An 18,195-nucleotide genomic window follows, 5' to 3' on the forward strand; every position below is an offset into this window, starting at 1 on the left:
AATGAACGTGATGGATACCCGCGCGACCTCCGCGATGCTCTATCTCGACGGCGTGCACGTCTCGTTCGACGGCTTCCACGCCATCAACAATCTGTCGCTGACGCTCGCGCCCGGCGAGATGCGCGCCATCATCGGCCCGAACGGCGCCGGCAAGACCACGATGATGGACATCATCACCGGCAAGACCAAGCCCGACGAGGGCACGGTGCTGTTCGACGGCGTCACCGATTTGACGCGTCTGGACGAGACCCGCATCGCCGAGCTCGGCATCGGCCGGAAATTCCAGAAGCCGACTGTGTTCGAGAGCCAGACCGTGCAGGACAACCTCCTGCTCGCGCTCAATGTCGACCACAGCGTCAAGGGCACGCTGTTCTGGCGCGGCAGCAGGGCGGAGTCCGAGCGCATCGACAAGGTGCTGGAGACGATCCGCCTCACTGATGCCCGTAACCGGCTCGCCGGCAGCCTCAGTCACGGTCAGAAGCAGTGGCTCGAGATCGGCATGCTCCTGGCGCAGGATCCGAAGCTGCTGCTCGTCGACGAGCCCGTCGCGGGCATGACCGACGTCGAGACGCATCTTACCGCTGAGCTGCTGAAAGAGATCAACAAGACCCACACCGTGATGGTCGTCGAGCACGACATGACGTTCGTACGCGAGCTCGGCGTCAAGGTCACCTGCCTGCATGAAGGCACCGTGCTTGCGGAAGGAACCATCGACCAGGTCTCGTCCAACGAGCGGGTCATCGAAGTCTATCTGGGGCGCTGAGCAATGCTTGAGGTCAAGGACATCAACCTGTTTTACGGCGCGGCGCAGGCGCTGCGTGGCGTCTCCATCGCCGCAGAGCCCGGCAAGGTCACCTGCGTGCTCGGGCGCAACGGCGTCGGCAAGACCTCGCTGCTGCGCGCCATGGTCGGGCAGTACCCGATCTCCTCCGGCGCGATCGTGCTCGACGGCAGCGACATCACGGGCCTCAAGCCCTATGAGCGGGCGCGCAAGGGCATCGGCTTCGTGCCGCAGGGCCGCGAGATATTTCCGCTGTTGACGGTCGAGGAGAACCTCAAGACCGGCTTCGGCCCGCTCAAGCGCGAGGACAAGCACATCCCGGACGACGTGTTCTCGCTGTTCCCGGTGCTGCAATCCATGCTCGGCCGGCGCGGCGGCGACCTCTCCGGCGGCCAGCAGCAGCAGCTCGCGATCGGGCGTGCGCTGGTGATGCGGCCAAAGCTGCTCCTGCTCGACGAGCCGACCGAGGGCATCCAGCCATCGATCATCAAGGACATCGGCCGTGCCATCTCCTACCTGCGTAACCTCGGCAACATCGCCATCGTGCTGGTCGAACAATATCTCGACTTTGCCTGCGAACTCGGCGACAGTTTCGCGGTGATGGATCGCGGCGCGGTGAAGTTCTCCTGCGACCGATCCAATCTCGATCCGGCCGAAATCAGCCGCCAGATGGCGCTGTAATCCGAAAATTTCTGCCGCGGCCGGCTGGGGAGACGGATGCGCAGCGACGCTTTGACGACATCTTCGGTTTTCGAGGCGAACCGCGCCCGCGGCGCGGTGCGCTTCGACGTCCATGCCCGCGATGGCGTGACGCGGCGTGGCGTCTTGCATGAGTCCGGCTCCCTGCGCGTGCGCTTTCCCTCGCCGGAGGGCGAGGGGCTCTCCGGCGTGTTCGTCAACACGGCTGGCGGCGTTGCCGGCGGAGACAGTTTTGACATCGAGATCGCAGCAGGCCAGGGGGCACGCCTGACATTGACCACGGCGGCGGCCGAGAAGGTCTATCGCGCGCCAGGGGCGGCGGCGCAGCTCAATATCGCCTTCAAGGTTGCCGCAGGCGCGCATCTCGGCTGGTTGCCCCAGGAGACGATCCTGTTCGATCGCGCCCGGGTCCATCGTCGTTTCGACATCGAGCTGGACGAGGCCGCCTCGCTTCTGCTTTGCGAGATCGTCGTGTTCGGCCGCACCGCCATGGGCGAGCGGATGGAGCAGGGCGAGTTCATTGATCGCTGGCGGCTGCGTCGCGGGGGCAAGCTGGTGTTCGCCGAAACCGTCAGGCTCGACGGCAATATCGGCGCAAAACTTGGGCGATCGGCGGTGGCCAAGGGCGGTGCCGCGATCGGTACGGCGCTGATCGTGCCCGGCGACGAGCCGCTGATCGAGCGTATCCGCGAGGCCTCGGAGTCGTTCGCCGGCGAGGTCGGAATCTCAGCCTGGAATGGCTTTGCAATGGCTCGGTTCTGTGCCCAAGATGCCGCGCGCTTGCGCGCCGACATGATGGCGGTGCTGGCGCGGACCGGCGCGGCGCTGCCGCGGCTGTGGCTGAATTGATAGCTGCTGAATTGATGCATTGAACGGAAGAGATGCTGCATGAACCTGTCTCCCCGCGAAAAGGACAAGCTTCTGATCTCGATGGCGGCGATCGTCGCCCGCCGCCGGCTGGATCGCGGCGTCAAGCTCAACCATCCCGAGGCGATCGCGATCATCTCCGACTTCATCCTGGAAGGCGCGCGCGACGGCCGCACCGTCGCCGAGCTGATGCAATCCGGCGCGCAGGTCCTCACCCGCGACCAGGTGATGCCGGGCATTCCCGAGATGATCCACGACATCCAGGTCGAGGCGACCTTTCCGGACGGCACCAAGCTCGTCACCGTGCACGAGCCGATCAGGTAGGAGCGAGAGCATGATTCCCGGCGAACTCTTCATCCAGGACGGCGAGATCGAGCTCAATGCCGGCCGCAAGACCGTGACGCTGACGGTGGCCAACACCGGCGACCGCCCGATCCAGGTCGGCTCGCACTACCATTTCTTCGAGACCAACCCGGCGCTGAAATTCGACCGCAAGAAAGCCCGCGGCATGCGCCTCGACATCGCCGCCGGCACCGCCGTCCGCTTCGAACCCGGCCAGACCCGCGACGTCCAGCTCGTCGCGGTGGCGGGGAAGAAAACGATCTACGGCTTTCGCGGCGACGTGATGGGGAAGCTGTGAGTCATGCTCCCCGCCGTCCGCCTCGTCTCCGAAGCTGCTGAGCTGGCCGCGCGCCGGCACAACGGCATGGCGCGCAAGGGGCGGGGGAACGAGCCATACATCAACCACCTTGCCGAGGTCGCAAACCTGCTTGCGATAGCGACAGATGGTGCCGATGCCGAGCTGGTCGCGGCCGGGTGGCTGCACGACGTGATCGAGGACACTGAGACGACGCGCGAGGAACTTGCGGAGAGATTTTCTGACCGCGTCGCCTCCCTCGTCGTTGAATGTACCGACGACATGAGCCTGCCCAAACCAGAGCGGCGCCGCCGGCAGATCGTCGATGCACCGAAGAAGACGGCCGGCGCCAAACTGATCAAGATCGCCGACAAGATCAGCAATATCGGCGCGCGCATTCAGTCCGACCCGTCCGCCGAAGAGCGCGACGATCTCGCCGACTACACGGGCTGGGCTGAGCAGGTCGTCGCCGGATGCCGTGGCGGCAATTCGTGGCTCGATACAAAATTCGACGATGCCGTAAGAGCAGCGAGGGCTTCGCTGTGAACAACCAAAAATTCAAACGCAAACGGGGCTTGTGATGTCCGTCAAAATAAAGCGTTCCGTCTATGCCGACATGTTTGGCCCGACCACCGGCGACAAGGTCAGGCTCGCCGATACCGATCTCATCATCGAGGTCGAGAAGGATTTCACCACTTACGGCGAGGAGGTGAAGTTCGGTGGCGGCAAGGTGATCCGCGACGGCATGGGCCAGTCGCAGGTCACCAACAAGCAGGGTGCGGCCGACACTGTCATCACCAATGCGCTGATCGTCGATCACTGGGGCATCGTGAAGGCCGACGTTGCGATCAAGGACGGCATGATCTCCGCGATCGGCAAGGCCGGAAATCCCGACATCCAGCCCGGCGTCACCATCATCATCGGTCCCGGCACCGACGTGATCGCTGGTGAGGGAAAAATCCTCACCGCCGGCGGCTTCGACAGCCACATCCATTTTATCTGCCCGCAGCAGATCGAGCACGCGCTGATGTCTGGCGTCACCTCGATGCTTGGTGGCGGCACCGGTCCCTCGCACGGCACGTTCGCTACCACCTGCACGCCGGGACCGTGGCACATGGGGCGGATGATCCAGTCGTTCGATGCGTTCCCGGTCAATCTCGGCATCTCCGGCAAGGGCAACGCGTCGCGCCCCGCCGCGCTGGTCGAGATGATCAAGGGCGGCGCCTGCGCGCTGAAGCTGCACGAGGACTGGGGCACCACGCCGGCTGCGATCGACAACTGCCTGTCGGTGGCCGACGATTACGACGTCCAGGTCATGCTGCATTCCGACACGCTGAACGAATCCGGCTTCGTCGAGGATACGATCAAGGCCTTCAAGGGCCGTACCATCCACGCCTTCCACACCGAGGGCGCCGGCGGCGGTCACGCCCCCGACATCATCAAGGTCGCGGGGCTGAAGAATGTGCTGCCGTCCTCGACCAACCCGACGCGGCCCTTCACCCGCAACACCATCGACGAGCATCTGGACATGCTGATGGTGTGCCACCATCTCGATCCCTCGATCGCGGAAGACCTCGCGTTTGCGGAGAGCCGTATCCGCAAGGAAACCATCGCCGCCGAAGACATTCTGCACGATCTCGGCGCGCTCTCGATGATGTCCTCGGACTCGCAGGCCATGGGCCGCCTCGGCGAGGTCATCATCCGGACATGGCAAACTGCGGACAAGATGAAGAAGCAGCGCGGGTCGCTCGACCAGGACAAAGGCAAGGACAACGACAATTTCCGCGTCAAACGCTACATCGCCAAGTACACGATCAATCCCGCGATCGCGCACGGCGTGTCGAAACTGATCGGATCGGTCGAGAAGGGCAAGCTCGCCGATCTCGTGCTGTGGTCGCCGGCCTTCTTCGGCGTCAAGCCGGACTGCATCATCAAGGGCGGCTCGATCGTCGCCGCCCCCATGGGCGATCCCAACGCCTCGATCCCGACGCCGCAGCCGGTGCACTATCAGCCGATGTTCGGTGCCTTCGGCAAGGCGCGCACCGCGTCGTCCGTGGTGTTCACCTCGAAGGCGGCGGTCACCGGCGGCCTCGCGCGAAAGCTCGGCATCGACAAGAAGCTCTATGCGGTGCAGAACACCCGCGGAAAAATCTCGAAGAAGAGCATGATCCACAACGACGCCACGCCCAATATCGAGGTCGATCCCGAGACCTACGAGGTGCGCGCCGACGGCGAACTGCTCACCTGCGCGCCCGCCGAGGTGCTGCCGATGGCGCAGCGATATTTCATGTACTGAAATAGCGCCTGGACGCATGCCCCCGGCGCAGGCCCGGGGGGCGGCTTTTCCGGTTTTGCGTTCGACCCCGCCTGGTCTAAGGTCCCGCCCGGTATCTTACCTCAAAAGAAAAGCCGGGAGGATTTCTCGTGATTTACGTCGTTGCCACCTTGACCATCAAGCCCGAGACGCGCGCCGAATTCATTGCGGCCGCCACCGCCTGCATCAAGGAGACGCGGAAGGAGCCCGGCAATATCGCCTATGATTTGCACGAGAGCGTCACCGATCCCGCCAAGATGGTGTTCGTCGAGCAGTGGGAAAGCGCCGAGGCGCTGGTGCCGCATCGCGGCATGGAGCACATGAAGACGTTCGGCCGCGTCGCGGTGAAGTGTTTTACGGCGCCGCCGAAGATTGAAGTGATCACGCCCGAGAAGGTCGAGACACGGTAACGGGGTAAAAGCATGATCCGGGCGACGCAGGTTAAGGGACAGCACGGCTTCACGGAGACGCCGGCGGATACGGTGGTGCTCGATTTCGACGACCGGCACCGCCGCCGCATGGCGATGACGGGGACGCGGGGCCTCGAATTCCTGCTCGACCTGGAGAATGCCGTCGCGCTGCGCGGCGGTGATGCGTTGGTCCTGGAGGACGGCAGGCTGGTCGAAGTGGTCGCGGCGCCCGAGCCGCTGCTGGAGATCCGCGGCCGCGATCCGCACCACCTCATTCGCGTCGGCTGGCATCTCGGCAATCGCCATTTGCCGACGCAGATCATGGCCAAGAGCCTGCGCATCCGCCGCGACCATGTCATCGAGGCCATGGTGAAGGGCCTCGGTGCGCGCGTGATCGAGATCGAGGCGCCATTCGATCCCGAAGGCGGTGCTTACGCCGACGCGAGCCACGCGCATGGTCACGATGATCACGGGCATCACGATCACGACCATCATCACCATGATCATGGTCACGATCACCACGACCACCATGATCATGCCGCGCATGACCATGGCCACGACCATCACCACGACGAGCATTGCGACCACCCCGACCATCACCACGGCCACAAGCATGCTCATGACCACAAATGAGCCGGTGAGTGCCGGTGACCTCGCCGAGCGCGAGGCGGCGGCGCTGTACCGGCTGATGACGTGGCTGTCGCCAGCCTTTCCGGTCGGCGGCTTCTCCTATTCCAGCGGCATCGAATGGGCGGTCGAGGCGGGCGACATCACCGACACCGCGACGCTGGCCGACTGGCTCGACGCCATGCTGGGCGATGGCTCCGGCTTTTGTGATGCGACGTTCCTGGTCCACGCCTATCGCGCCACTGAATTGGGCGAGGACGCCACCTTGAACGACATCGCGGAGCTCGCCGCCGCCTTCGTGCCGTCGCGCGAGCGGCAGCTCGAGACGACCTCGCAGGGCCGCGCCTTCATCGACATCTCCCGCGCCGCGTGGGATGCCGACGGGCTGGATGCCATGGTGGCGGCATGTCGCACGGCACTGGTCTATCCTGTCGCCGTCGGCGTGGTCGCCGCGGTGCACGGCGTGCCGCTGGCGCCGACGCTGCACGCCTTCCTGCATGCGCTGGTCTCGAACTGGATTTCGGCGGCGAGCCGCCTCATTCCGCTCGGCCAGACCGACTGCCAGCGGGTGCTGGTGAAGCTGGAAGCCGCCGTTGCCGCGACCGCCAATCGTGCGTTGAATGCGACATTGGACGACCTCGGCAGCGCGACCTTCCGCGCCGATCTCGCCAGCCTGCGGCACGAGACGCAATATACGCGGCTGTTTCGCTCGTGAGCGATGCGGCCTTTAATCCATCAAGAGAGAGCGAGTGACATGTCGAAATCTCACGGCCCCTTGCGCGTCGGAATAGGCGGCCCGGTCGGATCGGGCAAGACCGCGCTGATGGACCTGCTCTGCAAGACCATGCGCGAGCGCTATGACATCGCGGCGATCACCAACGACATCTACACCAAATGGGATGCGGAATTCCTGGTGCGCTCGGGCTCGCTGACGCCGGACCGCATCGCCGGCGTCGAGACCGGCGGCTGCCCGCACACCGCGATCCGCGAGGACGCTTCGATGAACCTGGCCGCGGTGGCCGACATGCGCGCAAAATTCCCCGGGCTCGACCTCGTGCTGATCGAGTCCGGCGGCGACAATCTGGCTGCCACTTTTTCCCCGGAGCTCGCCGACCTCACCATCTACGTCATCGACGTGGCGGCCGGCGACAAGATCCCGTCCAAGGGCGGCCCCGGCATCACCCGCTCCGACCTCCTGGTCATCAACAAGATCGACCTCGCGCCCCATGTCGGCGCCTCCCTGGAGAAGATGGAGACGGACGCCAGGCGCATGCGCGGGGCGCGCCCCTTCGTCATGACCAACCTGAAAAAGAGCGAGGGGCTCGACCAGATCGTCGGCTTCATCGAGGCCAAAGGCGGCCTGAAACGGGCGAGCTGACGGCGCGACGTCGTGGCGCAGGCGTTTTCGGCCGTTAACGTCTGGGGCAAAAGCCGCATCCGCGGAACAAATTTCGGACACGGCGATTAACTACCTCCGGTGCCCGGAGCAAAGCCTTCATGGCCAGACCATCGGCCGGGCGAATTAAGCTTTTCAGGCGACCGAAGTTGCGTACTGATGCCTCCTCCTTCATTATCTCCGTTACTGGGGTCCACTCTGTTTCGGCACATGGCCGTTCGAGCGGCGTTGATATGCTCCGTGTTTATTGCCGACCTGCTGTTTTCGCCTGAGTAGTCGAAGTGGTCCGGCTGGGTTTTATCATCGGTTTCATCGCCCTGCTCGGAGCCCTGCTCTCCGGGCTCGCGGCCTATCGCGTCCACGACCAGGAGCTGGCACTGGACCGGATCGCGCTGGCGCGCGCGATCGACGTCCACGCGAGCCTGGTCCAGGACCGGCTGACCGAGCGCGAGCTGCTTGCGCGTGTCGCCTCAGGCTTGTTCCGTGCGCCGTCGGTCATCAAGCCGAACATGCTGGAGCCGCTGCGCTCGGCCATCTACGCCTTCAAGACCGATTTCGTGGTCGCCGGGTGGGTCGCCCGGCTGAAGCCGAACGAGCTTCTGCCGGCGGAGGACGCGATCGCGAGCGCCGGCTTCCCCAATCCGCAGATCCGCTCGTATGACGACAAGCCGATCGATCTTGCGAAGGTCACCCAGCCGATCGACGTGCTGATGGACCTCGAGCCGCGCAGCAACGAGACCAAGGCGCTGCCCGGCCGCAGCTACGAGCAGGATCAGGTGCGCAGCGCCATGCTGACGCGTGCGCGTGTCGAGAAGAGGTCGGTCGCCTCGGACCCGGTTCAGTTGCTGCGGGGCGGCGGGCCCATCGGCATCATCGTGGCCGCGCCCGTCATTCCCGAGGGCGCGACCGAGCCGGCCGGCTTCGTCACATTTTCCTACGAGCTCGCCTCCCTGATGCTGACCAATGACGACATGTCGTTGTTCTCGGTCGCGCTGAAGGATCCGCGCAGGGAAGGTGGCGAGCTCGTTGCCAACGACCAGGGCGTGGTCTCGTCACGCATGACGGCCGCGGACGGGCCGGCGCCGTCGGCGACGCGCACGGTGAGCTTTGGCGGGCGCGACTGGCATCTCGGCTACTACGCCAAGACCAATTCGGCGCGGCGCGCCGAGCAGACGGCGATCATCGTGGCGGCGATCGGTTTTGCCATCACCGCGATGGTGTGCGGCCTGTTCGGCTATGTCGCCTACAACAATCTGCGGCTCAGCCGGGAAATCCAGGTGCGGATCGGCTTCGAGCGCCGGCTGACCGCCGTCATCGACGAGCTCAACCACCGGGTCAAGAACATCCTGGCGGTGATCCAGTCGATCGTGACGCGCACGCTGCGCCACGGCTCGGACATCGACGTTGCGCGTGAACTGCTGATCGGCCGTATCCACGCCATGTCCAACGTGGTCTCGCTGCTCAGCGAGAGCCAGTGGCAGGGCGTCAAGCTGAAGGGCCTGTTCGAGGCGCGCGCCATCCCGCATGCCGACCGCATCGCCGTCACCGGCCCCGACATCGCGGTCAGCGCGCGCGCCGCGCAGAGCCTGTCGCTCCTGTTCTTCGAGCTCGCCTCGCACTCCGACGAAGGTCTGTCGCTGGTCGGAAAGCATCCGCACATCACCGCGAATTGGACGGTGACGGGCGAGGGGACCGACGAGGTCTTCCATTTCCGCTGGGAGGAGTTCAACACCAGCGAGGCGACGCGCCGCCCGGATTCCGATTTCGGTCTGATCCTGCTCGACCGTGTCGCGCCCGAAGCGCTCGGCGGCACCGCCAAGCGCTACTTCACCGACGCCTCCTACGTCTATGAATTGACGGCGCCGATGGAGACGGTGGTCGACATGTCCGAGCGCGACCGCACGGACAAGATCTCGGCGCCGGTCAGGCCGGTGCGATAAAGGTCGCGCTTCAGATCGTTGTTTTGAGCATGATCTTTCCGGAAGTCCGCTTCGCACTTTTCCGGATCATGCTCTAACCCTTCGGCCGCAGCACCAGGTCGACCAGATTGCGCGCGTAGGCCGGCGTGATCGGTGCAATGCCGAAGACGTAGCGGTAGAACAGGCTGCCATAGATGGCGTCGTAGAGATCTTCGGGCGCTCCCTCCGCCAGGATGCTGCCATCCGTCTGGCCCGCGGCGATCATCTCGACCAGTGCGTCGCGGCGGAATTGCAGGTAGCGGGCATAGAACAGCTCCGCCGAGCCGGTCTTGGAAATGCATTCGGAGACGACGGCGAGCTGCACCTTGCCGAACTCGCCCTGGAGCGCCTCGGCATAGGCCGCGGCATGGCGGCGTGCGCGCGCCGCGGGGCTGCCGGAGCTCGCAGGCGGCAGCGGCAGCATCTGCGCGGCATGATGAAGGAAGGCGTCGATCAGCAGCGCTTCCCGCGACGGCCACCATTTGTAGATCGTCATCTTGGAGACGCTGGAGTGGCGTGCGACGGCGTCGATGGAGGTGGCGGCAAGGCCGGTGGCGGCCATCAGCGCATAGGCGCTTTCGAGAATGGCGTTGGTGGTCTCGATCGATCGCGGCCGGCCGCGCCGGGGCGCGCTGTCAGCCTCATCACCCCCGCCCTTTGCCATCGCCACGCCCGGTCCCCTCACGTAGAGGCTCCCCGCATAGCGCAGCCACAGGTCTCGGCCTAGCAGAATCGCACGATTATTTGGCTAGTGCGTTTTCGAGCGAAGTGGATACCGGTTCGCGTGAAGAAAACGCGTCAAGACAGGAATCTAGAGCTCCGTTCTGATTAAATCGGAACGGAGCTCTAGGCCTGCTGCCTCAGGGCGGCCGGAAGGTCCTGCCGCCTCGACCACGAGATGTAATAGGCCACGGCCGTCATCGCCGCGAAGCCAACGAGGCTTACCGCGATCTGCATCACCACGAGGTTCGGTCCGGTGATCAGGATGAGATGGCCGGCGAAGGACAGGAACACGGCAACGCAGAACACCGCGAGCCATTCCTCGCCGCATGTGATCACCGCCTGAAGCGGCCGCAACTTCAGGCCGGGGTGGTCGGCCGGAATGAGATGGGTCGCGAGGAAGGCGAGCGCGAGGAAATGCATCACGCGATAGGGCGCGAGGTTTTCCTTGTCTGTCGGCGCGATGCTGTTGACGACGAAGTCCGGCAAATAGACGGCCAGCGCGGGCGAATGCCGCATCAAGGTGACGGCCATCGCCAAGATGAGATAGGCGCCCGCGAGGATCCGCAGCCAGGAGATGCCGTGCAACGCGCGTCCGGAGGCGCCTGTTACGGCGAACCAGCCGCCCAGGACCATCAGCATCTGCCAGCACAGCGGATTGAAGGTCCAGTCCTGGTCCGGATAGACCCGGAAATTCCAGTCGAACCAGCGCGCCGCAACGTACAGCGCGACCGATGCCGCCAGCGTCAGGTTCGGCCGCCGCAACAAACCCCATAGCGCAAACGGAAAGAACGCCATCAGCGGGATCATCAGTTGCAGGAGGTCGAGGTTCAGCGGCTCTTCCTGGAGCACGAGGCCGCGGACCAGGATGCGCAGCGGATGATCGAGAATGCCCGAGATGTTGTATTCGTGGATGATCTCCGGCGCCATCGATTGCGAGGCGACATAGGCGATGGTGTCGATATAGATCACGAAGAGCACGACATAGGCAGCGTAGAGCCGCCAGACGCGGCGGAAGATGCGCGTCGCCGCGACGACGTAGCCGCGCTCCAGCGCCATCCTGCCGTGAATGATGGCGACGCCATAACCCACCACGAACACGAACAGGTCAGCGGCGCCGCTGAAGCCGAAATTTCGCAGCGTCAGGAGATTAACGACGTTGTTCGGGATGTGGTCGACGAACACCGACCAGTTGGCAATGCCGAGCGTCAAATACAATCTGGCATCGTGATGGAATGCGGCGAGGTTCGCCTTGACGGACGGTTTCATCGCGGAAAATGACTTTTGGAATCACGGGCGCTGCTTTTAGCGGCAACCGCCCGCCTATCCGAGTAGCGTTTGCGTGAGGGGGGCCGGAATTGTCCAATCTGGCGCAAAATTGCGCACGATCGCCGGATGGAATTCCCGCAAGCTCGCCCGTTCTGCCGACGACGAAATTATCTTAGCGCTTCGACCGTTATTCGGCCGGTTCAGCCGAGGCTTCGTCGGATGCGCCGGCACGGCTCGCCATGATTCCAAGGGCGACGCCGCCGATCGCCAGGATCGGCAGCAGCCGCTTGATTCCGATGGCGCGAACGATCTGGAGGCCCGTCGCGAGCAGCATGGGGTCGGCGAGCATGCTCGAAGCGGCCGACTTCGCGGCGCGCTCGGCGGCGATCCGGGCGCGCTTCCGCATCTCCCGCTTGTAGCCCCAATAGCTCCCCGCCGCGGCAAGCGTCAGCAGGAAGAAGATGCCGGCGCCGGCGAGGCAGGCCTGCACCGGTCCGTAGGTTTGAAGGACCGAGATGAAGGCGGCCGCGCAGAGAAAGCCCGTGGTGATGAAGAGCGCGAGTGCCGCGCCCGCGGCGAGCGATGTCAGGCGGACGGTCGCGCCCGTCGATGCGCTGATGCCGTCGATGATGCGCTGTAACATGGCCTTGCTCCTCAGATCCCCGCAAGCCGGCAGCGACGGCGCGACAGCGCCGCCGTAACAACGTCAAGGTCCTGCGCCCACGCTACCGGCGCCAGGCGACACCGATCAGGAAGCCGATGCCGAGCGCGAGTCCGACGGTCGCGAGCGGCCGCTGCGTGATGGCGTCTTCCAGCGTTTCCTCGATCGAGCCGTAGGCGTCTTGCGCAGCTTCCATCATGGCGCTGCCGCGATCCGACATGTCGTCGACCGCGGAATCCACGCTCTCGCGGGCCTGGCGATAGCCGCGGCGGGCCTGCTTGCTGGTGGAATTGGCAAAGGTGTTGAGCGCGTCGGTGATCTGATCGGTGAGGGCGGCGATATCGCTTTTCACGGCTGCTACATCCTTCTCGAGGCGTTCTCTGGTGGCTTTGTCGGTCCAGTCTCTCATCCCGGTTTCGCCGTTGGTTGACATCAGGAGCTCCAAAGCTGTTGGCGGCTGAGATAGCCGGAAAACGTTTCGTGCCCGGGTAAGTTCCGTTCGGGGAAACCGGTCATGCCTGCGGCAGCTGCGGCGAATTCTCCGGCAGCAGATGCTCCTTCAGGATCAGTCCGACGATCAGGAGCGGCGACGACAGGAATGCGCCCATCGGTCCCCACAGCCAGGTCCAGAAGGCCAGCGCGATGAAGACGGCAAGCGCATTCAGGGAAAGCCTGCGCCCGATGATGGTCGGTGTGACGAAGTGCCCTTCCAGGAAGGTGATGCCGCCGAAGGCGAGCCCCGCCATTAGTCCGCCGCCGATGGTCGGGAAGGCGACGAGCCCCACCACGACCAGGATGACGAACATCGCGACCGGTCCGATGATCGGGATGAAGTTGAGCGCCGCAGCAAGCGCGCCGAGCCCGGCCGGATTGGGCATGCCGGTGACGGCGCAGATGATGCCGGTTGCGATGCCCACGCCGACATTGATCAGCGTCACCGTCAAAAGATAGTTGCCGAGATGGACCTCGATCTCGTTGAGGATCCGCAGCGTGCGCAGCCGCGCGTCGCGATCGCCGAAATTCATGATCAGCGCCCGCCGCAGGTCGCGCCAGCTCGCGATGAACAGGATCAGGGTGGCGAAGAACAGCAGGAATTCGGCGAAGGTCGGTGACAGGAATTCCAGCGTCGGTTGCACCCATTCGGCTTTCGGCAGCGGAAGGCTTGGCAGCCCCTCGGAGCCGCCCACCATCGTCTGCAACTCCTTCCACAGCGCCAGCGGCCGGTCGAAGACGTGCATCTTCTCCTTCAACTGCGCGCCCAATTCCGGCAGGCGCGAGCTCCACTCCATCGCTGGCACGGCAATCAGCGCGACGACGAAGGCGACCACCGTCGTCACCGCGATCACGATCAGCACGGCGCCGAGGGCGCGCGGCACATGCCGCCGCTCGAGAAAGCTTGCGGCCGGCGACAACATGGTGCCGGCGACGACCGCCATCACGACCGGGAGGAAGAACGCCCTGGCGACGTAGAGCACCGCGACCACGGCAATCAGAAACAGACCGGCGAGCGCAAAGGCGACGAACTCGGTGCGGCGGATCACCGGCGGCAGCTCGATATGGCTGTCGGGAAGCGGAGCGCCCTCGTTGTTGCCGGAAATCAGACGTTCAGTGGGAAGGACGCGCACAATATCTCCTCCCGCACGGAAGCCTCCGCGCGCCCATTGTTGGCAGTAAAACGTCCGGGAGGACGTTCCGGTTCCATCGCGGTTTCGTGAAGTTTTGCTCGCTTGACTGTGACCTCGCTGCCGCAGCGAGCGGTGGAACTTGAGTCGGTCCAGCTGCGTTTGTTGGGAGCCGCATCACCTGATGCACATCCAACGGGGCAGCACATGACAAGGTTCTCTCCAGTCCGTCGCCGCTTCTCGCTGCGCGCCACCACCGCCATTGCCTTCGCGACAGCATTGCTGACCGTGCCCTTCGCGGCACAGGCCCAGACGCTCGGCTACGCGCCGATGCAGCCGCAGGGATATCCGCAGGACCCGACCTATTCGCGGGGTTATGTCAACGCGGCGCCGCAGGCCGCCGACGAGGATGCCGGGCTGCCCGACCGGCTGCGCAAGCAGATCGTCAGCTTCGACCGGAACGAGCCGGCCGGGACCATCGTCATCGATACCGGCAACACTTACCTCTATTACGTGCTCGGCAATGGCCGCGCGATCCGTTACGGCGTCGGCGTCGGCCGACAAGGTTTCACCTGGGCCGGCGTCCAGAGCGTCAGTCGCAAGGCCGAGTGGCCGGACTGGCATCCGCCGGCCGAGATGATCGCGCGTCAGCCTTATCTGCCGCGCTTCGTCGCCGGCGGTCCCGGCAATCCGCTCGGCGCTCGCGCGATGTATCTCGGCTCGAGCGAATACCGCATCCATGGCACCAACGATCCCACCACGATCGGCAAGTTCGTGTCCTCCGGTTGCATTCGCATGACCAACGAGGACGTCACGGACCTGTTCAGCCGTGTCAATGTCGGTGCCAAGGTCGTGGTGCTGCCGAAGAACGCCCCGCTGATGGCCAAGGGGTACGACAAGGGCGGCGACCCCATACGCAAGCGCCCGCCGGTGACGACGCTGCCTTCGGGACGGCAGGCGCTGAACATCACGACATCGGCAGTGAACTGAGAGTTGAGCGAGGTCATATGAAGAGACGTTCGATCGGCAAACTGGCCGGTGGCGCGGCGGCGTGCTTCGCCGTCGCCTCGCTCGGCCTCGCGTTGACGCCGTCGGCGCATGCGGAAGACTTCTTCTCGGCGCTGTTCGGCGGCTTCCGCGCGCGCTCCGCGCCGGAGATCCGCATGCCGTTCCCGACCGATGACATGCCGCGCTACGACACGCCGCGCCAGCGGGCCTCTTATGGCGGCAGCATCGCCTATTGCGTGCGCGGTTGCGATGGCCGCTACTTCCCGGCGCAAGGAAACGACGCCGAAAGCAAGGCGCAATCCTGCAAGAGCTTCTGCCCGACGTCCGAAACCTCGCTGGTCTATGGCAGCAATATCGACGACGCTACGACGGATAAGGGAAAATCCTATTCCGACCTGCCCAACGCGTTCCGCTTCCGCAACGAGATCGTCGCGGGCTGCACGTGCAACGGCAAGGATCCGGTCGGACTCGCCCAGGTCAAGGTCGAGGACGATCCGACCTTGCGCAAGGGTGACATCGTTGCGGGCAGCGATGGCCTGGTGGTCGCCAACCGCAACGCCAACGACCGCCGCGGCGTCGCGATGAATTTTTCGCCGCTGCCGGAATCGGTGCGCGCCAGATTCCGCCAGGTGCCGGTGGTCGCAAAGGAGTAGGGGGGGTGCGGCCTCAAGTAGGTTGCGGCGCTAGCGCCTCGATCTCCACTGTCGTCCCGGACAAGCGGAGCGCAGATCCGGGATCCATAACCACAGGAAGCGGTTTGACGAAGGCACGTGGTTAGCAGTTCGCGCGACAACTTCTCCCTGTGGTTATGGGTCCCGGCGTTCGCCGGGACGACACTGAAGGTGTAGCGGCAGCTTTCTATCCAATCCGCAAGTCCTACGCCGCGCGGATCTTCCCAAGGAAGTCGCTGACCTGCTGGCCAAGCTGGCGGCTCTGCGTCTCCAGCGTTTCCGAGGCTTGCTTGACGTTGTCCGCCGCACCGGCGGCAGCATCGGCGTCGGCCTTCACGCCGGTGATGTTGTCGGAGACGTTCCTGGTGCCCTGCGCCGCAAATTGCGTGCTGCGGGTGATCTCCTGGGTCGCCGCGCCCTGCTCCTGCACGGCGGCGGCGATCGCGGTGGCGACCTCGTTCACTTCGCCGATGATGCCGCCGATGGTCTGGATCGCGTTGATGGCGTCGCTCGCCACCCTCTGGATGTCGGCGATCTGCCCGGAGATTTCCTCGGTGGCTTTTGCGGTCTGGCTGGCCAGCGATTTCACCTCGGAGGCGACGACCGCGAAACCGCGCCCGGCTTCGCCCGCACGTGCGGCCTCGATCGTGGCGTTGAGCGCGAGCAGATTGGTCTGCGCCGCGATGGTGTTGATCAGGCCGACCACCTCGCCGATGCGTCCTGCGGACTGCGCCAGCCCTTGCACCGTGCCGTCGGTCTCGCGGGCCTGGTTGACGGCGCGGCTGGCAATGCCCGCGGCGTGCGCCGCCTGCTGGCTGATGTCGTTGATCGAGGCAGAGAGTTCCTCGGCCGCGGCGGCGACGCTGTCGACGCTCATGGAGGCGTCGTTGGAGGCCTTGCCGGCGACCTGGACGCGGTCGTTGGTCTGGCGCGACACCGCGGAGAGATCACCCGAGGTCTTGCGCATCTCGCCGGACGCTTCGCTCAGTTCGCCGAGCGTCTTGCGCACCGCGCCCTCGAACTCGCCGACATAAGTCTCGACGGCGCGCTGGCGCGCGGCCGCGCCGACATTGCGCTCGCGCTCATGCTCTTCGATCTTGAGCTTCTCGGTCGCCTGCTGCTTGAAGGTTTCCAGCGCGCCGGCAAGCGCGCCGATCTCGTCCTGGCGGTCGAGATAGCCGCTGTCGACGGCAAGGTCGCCGCCGGCGACCTTGAGCATGGCGTCGCGGATGGTGTTGAGGGGATGGATGACGCGGCGGCTGACCAGCATGACCGCGCCGACGGCGAGGCCGATGGCGAGCGCCAGGAGTGCAAGCTGCACGATCAGCGCGCGCTGTGCGGCACTGCGCTGCTCCTGCGTGTAGCTCCGGGCGGCGTCGAGCGCGGCTTCGGCCACCGCGACCGCACTGGCCATACGGCCGACCGTGAGCGGGCTCCACTGGTTGGCCGTCAGCTCGGCCTTCTCACCCTTGACCAGGGTGTCCGCGAGACGGTCGCGCAGGGTGAGATATTGCGGCTCGAAATAAGCGGTCTTGGCCGTGGTCATGGCCGAGGCGAGTGCGGGCGGCAATTGCATGCCCGAGGTCGACAATTCCAGCGCTTTCCACATCGCGGCCGTACCGCCGACAAATTGGGTATAGTTGTAGCGGCCCTCCGGCGTGATCTTGCCGGCCGCAAGTCCGGTCGAGACGATCAGTGAGGCCTCGCCCGCGGTGTTGCGGAGCAGCCAGGCGCTCTGCTTGATCGACAGCAGCTGGTCGATCACGGCATCCTGGTGGTTGACGGTGGCGGCGAGGACGCCCGAGAGCTTGTCGAGCACGTCGAGCAGCCCCTGCGTCGTCTCCATGTATTCCTTGGTCAGGCCGGCGCGGCGCTGGTCCTTCGGTTTGGCAACATCCTCCCAGAATTGCTTCTGCTCTTCGCCCAGCAATTTGTAGAGCCGCGCGAGTTCCGGCACCAGCGTGCCCGATTGCGGGAAGTCGATGCTCGGCAGCAGCTCGAGCGCGCGGGCCATCGCCGGCATCTGCGCATCGCGCAGCGCGCGCAGATATCTCTCGATCTCGGAATCCATCGGCTCGGTCGCGTTCAGCAGCCGCGACGTGGTCGAGCGGTCGGTGCGCAGATTGTGCATCGCCTTGAACAGATCGGCGGAGGCGTCGGCGATCTGCGAGATGCGGTTGGCGGTCTTGAGGCGGTCCCAGGAGGCGTAGGCGGTGAGCGAGAGCGCAATCACCACACAGACCGAGGTGATGGCAATCACCGCCTTCAGCAGCGCGGACACGGTCAGACGATTCAGCATCGAAGCCCCCTAAAATTCCCATTGCAAAGTTCGTCGAGACGCCCCGGCAACATCAAAACGGAGGGGCAGGCAGATCGGCAATCGCATGCCGTTTGCGGCGCATCACCCAAACGGTTTCTGCATCTGAAACGAAAAGGGTAAAGTTTTAGGCAGGCCGGCTGATCGTAGAAGTACGTATTTACTAGAAGTTGCAGTGGGTTGCCGTGATGGAACCTGCGCGGGAGATAGGCGTTAGAACACCGTAGCAATTTGCCTG

Annotated in this window: 20 protein-coding genes; 14 read left to right on the plus strand and 6 right to left on the minus strand. The window is 64.8% G+C overall.

Translation table 11 applies throughout. The features are described from left to right. The first annotated feature begins 1 nt into the window (after nucleotide 1). The 12 genes from urtD (at nucleotide 2) to ABIB95_RS22120 (ending at nucleotide 9,671) form a co-directional block, all read left to right on the plus strand. Complete coding sequence (gene urtD / locus ABIB95_RS22065) at nucleotides 2-763, plus strand: urea ABC transporter ATP-binding protein UrtD (RefSeq protein WP_014498216.1); 762 nt, start codon at nucleotides 2-4, stop codon at nucleotides 761-763. Between the two features lie 3 nt (nucleotides 764-766). Next, nucleotides 767-1,462, plus strand: coding sequence for an urea ABC transporter ATP-binding subunit UrtE (gene urtE, locus ABIB95_RS22070; protein ID WP_008131878.1), 696 nt, complete (start codon nucleotides 767-769; stop codon nucleotides 1,460-1,462). A gap of 36 nt (nucleotides 1,463-1,498) precedes the next feature. Next, nucleotides 1,499-2,329 (plus strand): urease accessory protein UreD, encoded by an 831-nt coding sequence (locus tag ABIB95_RS22075; RefSeq protein WP_354242131.1) that lies wholly within the window; start codon nucleotides 1,499-1,501, stop codon nucleotides 2,327-2,329. 39 nt (nucleotides 2,330-2,368) lie between these two features. After that, nucleotides 2,369-2,671: an urease subunit gamma gene (locus ABIB95_RS22080; protein WP_007605424.1), complete on the plus strand. Its 303-nt coding sequence runs from the start codon at nucleotides 2,369-2,371 to the stop codon at nucleotides 2,669-2,671. Between the two features lie 10 nt (nucleotides 2,672-2,681). Further along, nucleotides 2,682-2,987 carry an urease subunit beta gene (locus ABIB95_RS22085; RefSeq protein WP_007599812.1) on the plus strand — a complete coding sequence of 102 codons (306 nt, stop codon included), beginning with the start codon at nucleotides 2,682-2,684 and terminating at the stop codon, nucleotides 2,985-2,987. A gap of 3 nt (nucleotides 2,988-2,990) precedes the next feature. After that, nucleotides 2,991-3,530, plus strand: coding sequence for an HD domain-containing protein (locus ABIB95_RS22090; RefSeq protein ID WP_354242134.1), 540 nt, complete (start codon nucleotides 2,991-2,993; stop codon nucleotides 3,528-3,530). Between the two features lie 34 nt (nucleotides 3,531-3,564). Next, a complete protein-coding gene (ureC, locus tag ABIB95_RS22095; protein WP_354242137.1) occupies nucleotides 3,565-5,280 on the plus strand; it encodes an urease subunit alpha in 1,716 nt (571 codons plus the stop codon). A gap of 128 nt (nucleotides 5,281-5,408) precedes the next feature. Beyond that, nucleotides 5,409-5,708 carry a putative quinol monooxygenase gene (locus tag ABIB95_RS22100; RefSeq protein ID WP_028138516.1) on the plus strand — a complete coding sequence of 100 codons (300 nt, stop codon included), beginning with the start codon at nucleotides 5,409-5,411 and terminating at the stop codon, nucleotides 5,706-5,708. 12 nt (nucleotides 5,709-5,720) lie between these two features. Next, complete coding sequence (gene ureE, locus ABIB95_RS22105) at nucleotides 5,721-6,341, plus strand: urease accessory protein UreE (RefSeq protein ID WP_354242140.1); 621 nt, start codon at nucleotides 5,721-5,723, stop codon at nucleotides 6,339-6,341. Next, nucleotides 6,322-7,050, plus strand: coding sequence for an urease accessory protein UreF (locus ABIB95_RS22110; RefSeq protein WP_354242461.1), 729 nt, complete (start codon nucleotides 6,322-6,324; stop codon nucleotides 7,048-7,050). The genes ureE and ABIB95_RS22110 overlap by 20 nt, the downstream gene beginning before the upstream one ends. A gap of 39 nt (nucleotides 7,051-7,089) precedes the next feature. Continuing rightward, the gene (ureG, locus tag ABIB95_RS22115) at nucleotides 7,090-7,713 is read left to right on the plus strand and encodes an urease accessory protein UreG (RefSeq protein WP_014498207.1); all 624 of its coding nucleotides are present in this window, start codon (nucleotides 7,090-7,092) and stop codon (nucleotides 7,711-7,713) included. A 299-nt stretch (nucleotides 7,714-8,012) separates the two neighbouring features. Next, nucleotides 8,013-9,671, plus strand: coding sequence for a CHASE domain-containing protein (locus ABIB95_RS22120; protein WP_014498206.1), 1,659 nt, complete (start codon nucleotides 8,013-8,015; stop codon nucleotides 9,669-9,671). Nucleotides 9,672-9,744: 73 nt separating this feature from the next. Here ABIB95_RS22120 and ABIB95_RS22125 read toward each other — a convergent pair whose 3' ends face one another. From ABIB95_RS22125 to ABIB95_RS22145, 5 genes are all read right to left on the minus strand, one after another. Then, on the minus strand, nucleotides 9,745-10,353 hold the full coding sequence (locus ABIB95_RS22125; protein ID WP_038959396.1) for a TetR/AcrR family transcriptional regulator: 609 nt from the start codon (nucleotides 10,351-10,353) through the stop codon (nucleotides 9,745-9,747). A gap of 182 nt (nucleotides 10,354-10,535) precedes the next feature. Further along, a complete protein-coding gene (locus tag ABIB95_RS22130) occupies nucleotides 10,536-11,678 on the minus strand; it encodes an OpgC domain-containing protein (protein ID WP_354242144.1) in 1,143 nt (380 codons plus the stop codon). 187 nt (nucleotides 11,679-11,865) lie between these two features. Further along, the gene (locus ABIB95_RS22135; RefSeq protein WP_028148388.1) at nucleotides 11,866-12,321 is read right to left on the minus strand and encodes a hypothetical protein; all 456 of its coding nucleotides are present in this window, start codon (nucleotides 12,319-12,321) and stop codon (nucleotides 11,866-11,868) included. A gap of 82 nt (nucleotides 12,322-12,403) precedes the next feature. After that, nucleotides 12,404-12,775 carry an ElaB/YgaM/YqjD family protein gene (locus ABIB95_RS22140; protein ID WP_028148389.1) on the minus strand — a complete coding sequence of 124 codons (372 nt, stop codon included), beginning with the start codon at nucleotides 12,773-12,775 and terminating at the stop codon, nucleotides 12,404-12,406. A gap of 76 nt (nucleotides 12,776-12,851) precedes the next feature. Continuing rightward, nucleotides 12,852-13,964, minus strand: coding sequence for an AI-2E family transporter (locus tag ABIB95_RS22145; RefSeq protein WP_354242147.1), 1,113 nt, complete (start codon nucleotides 13,962-13,964; stop codon nucleotides 12,852-12,854). 204 nt (nucleotides 13,965-14,168) lie between these two features. On the opposite strand from ABIB95_RS22145, the gene ABIB95_RS22150 reads away from it, so the two are divergent. Together ABIB95_RS22150 and ABIB95_RS22155 are read left to right on the plus strand one after the other, a co-directional pair. Beyond that, entirely contained in the window at nucleotides 14,169-14,951 is a 783-nt protein-coding gene (locus tag ABIB95_RS22150; protein ID WP_354242150.1) for a L,D-transpeptidase, read from the plus strand. A gap of 17 nt (nucleotides 14,952-14,968) precedes the next feature. After that, the gene (locus tag ABIB95_RS22155; RefSeq protein WP_166078905.1) at nucleotides 14,969-15,622 is read left to right on the plus strand and encodes a DUF2865 domain-containing protein; all 654 of its coding nucleotides are present in this window, start codon (nucleotides 14,969-14,971) and stop codon (nucleotides 15,620-15,622) included. 223 nt (nucleotides 15,623-15,845) lie between these two features. Here the strand turns inward: ABIB95_RS22155 and ABIB95_RS22160 are convergent, their stop codons facing one another. Next, nucleotides 15,846-17,939 (minus strand): methyl-accepting chemotaxis protein, encoded by a 2,094-nt coding sequence (locus ABIB95_RS22160; protein WP_354242154.1) that lies wholly within the window; start codon nucleotides 17,937-17,939, stop codon nucleotides 15,846-15,848. Nucleotides 17,940-18,195: the final 256 nt, after the last annotated feature.

It is taken from the genome of Bradyrhizobium sp. LA2.1 (assembly GCF_040547725.1).
Lineage (GTDB): Bacteria > Pseudomonadota > Alphaproteobacteria > Rhizobiales > Xanthobacteraceae > Bradyrhizobium > Bradyrhizobium barranii.

Excerpts from the sequence above, each read along its gene's own strand:
- urtD (WP_014498216.1), top strand. The coding sequence starts at position 2 with ATGAACGTGATGGATACCCGCGCGACCTCCGCGATGCTCTATCTCGAC.
- urtE (WP_008131878.1), top strand. The coding sequence starts at position 767 with ATGCTTGAGGTCAAGGACATCAACCTGTTTTACGGCGCGGCGCAGGCG.
- ABIB95_RS22075 (WP_354242131.1), top strand. The coding sequence starts at position 1,499 with ATGCGCAGCGACGCTTTGACGACATCTTCGGTTTTCGAGGCGAACCGC.
- ABIB95_RS22080 (WP_007605424.1), top strand. The coding sequence starts at position 2,369 with ATGAACCTGTCTCCCCGCGAAAAGGACAAGCTTCTGATCTCGATGGCG.
- ABIB95_RS22085 (WP_007599812.1), top strand. The coding sequence starts at position 2,682 with ATGATTCCCGGCGAACTCTTCATCCAGGACGGCGAGATCGAGCTCAAT.
- ABIB95_RS22090 (WP_354242134.1), top strand. The coding sequence starts at position 2,991 with ATGCTCCCCGCCGTCCGCCTCGTCTCCGAAGCTGCTGAGCTGGCCGCG.
- ureC (WP_354242137.1), top strand. The coding sequence starts at position 3,565 with ATGTCCGTCAAAATAAAGCGTTCCGTCTATGCCGACATGTTTGGCCCG.
- ureE (WP_354242140.1), top strand. The coding sequence starts at position 5,721 with ATGATCCGGGCGACGCAGGTTAAGGGACAGCACGGCTTCACGGAGACG.
- ABIB95_RS22110 (WP_354242461.1), top strand. The coding sequence starts at position 6,322 with ATGCTCATGACCACAAATGAGCCGGTGAGTGCCGGTGACCTCGCCGAG.
- ureG (WP_014498207.1), top strand. The coding sequence starts at position 7,090 with ATGTCGAAATCTCACGGCCCCTTGCGCGTCGGAATAGGCGGCCCGGTC.
- ABIB95_RS22125 (WP_038959396.1), bottom strand. The coding sequence starts at position 10,353 with ATGGCAAAGGGCGGGGGTGATGAGGCTGACAGCGCGCCCCGGCGCGGC.
- ABIB95_RS22130 (WP_354242144.1), bottom strand. The coding sequence starts at position 11,678 with ATGAAACCGTCCGTCAAGGCGAACCTCGCCGCATTCCATCACGATGCC.
- ABIB95_RS22135 (WP_028148388.1), bottom strand. The coding sequence starts at position 12,321 with ATGTTACAGCGCATCATCGACGGCATCAGCGCATCGACGGGCGCGACC.
- ABIB95_RS22150 (WP_354242150.1), top strand. The coding sequence starts at position 14,169 with ATGACAAGGTTCTCTCCAGTCCGTCGCCGCTTCTCGCTGCGCGCCACC.
- ABIB95_RS22155 (WP_166078905.1), top strand. The coding sequence starts at position 14,969 with ATGAAGAGACGTTCGATCGGCAAACTGGCCGGTGGCGCGGCGGCGTGC.
- ABIB95_RS22160 (WP_354242154.1), bottom strand. The coding sequence starts at position 17,939 with ATGCTGAATCGTCTGACCGTGTCCGCGCTGCTGAAGGCGGTGATTGCC.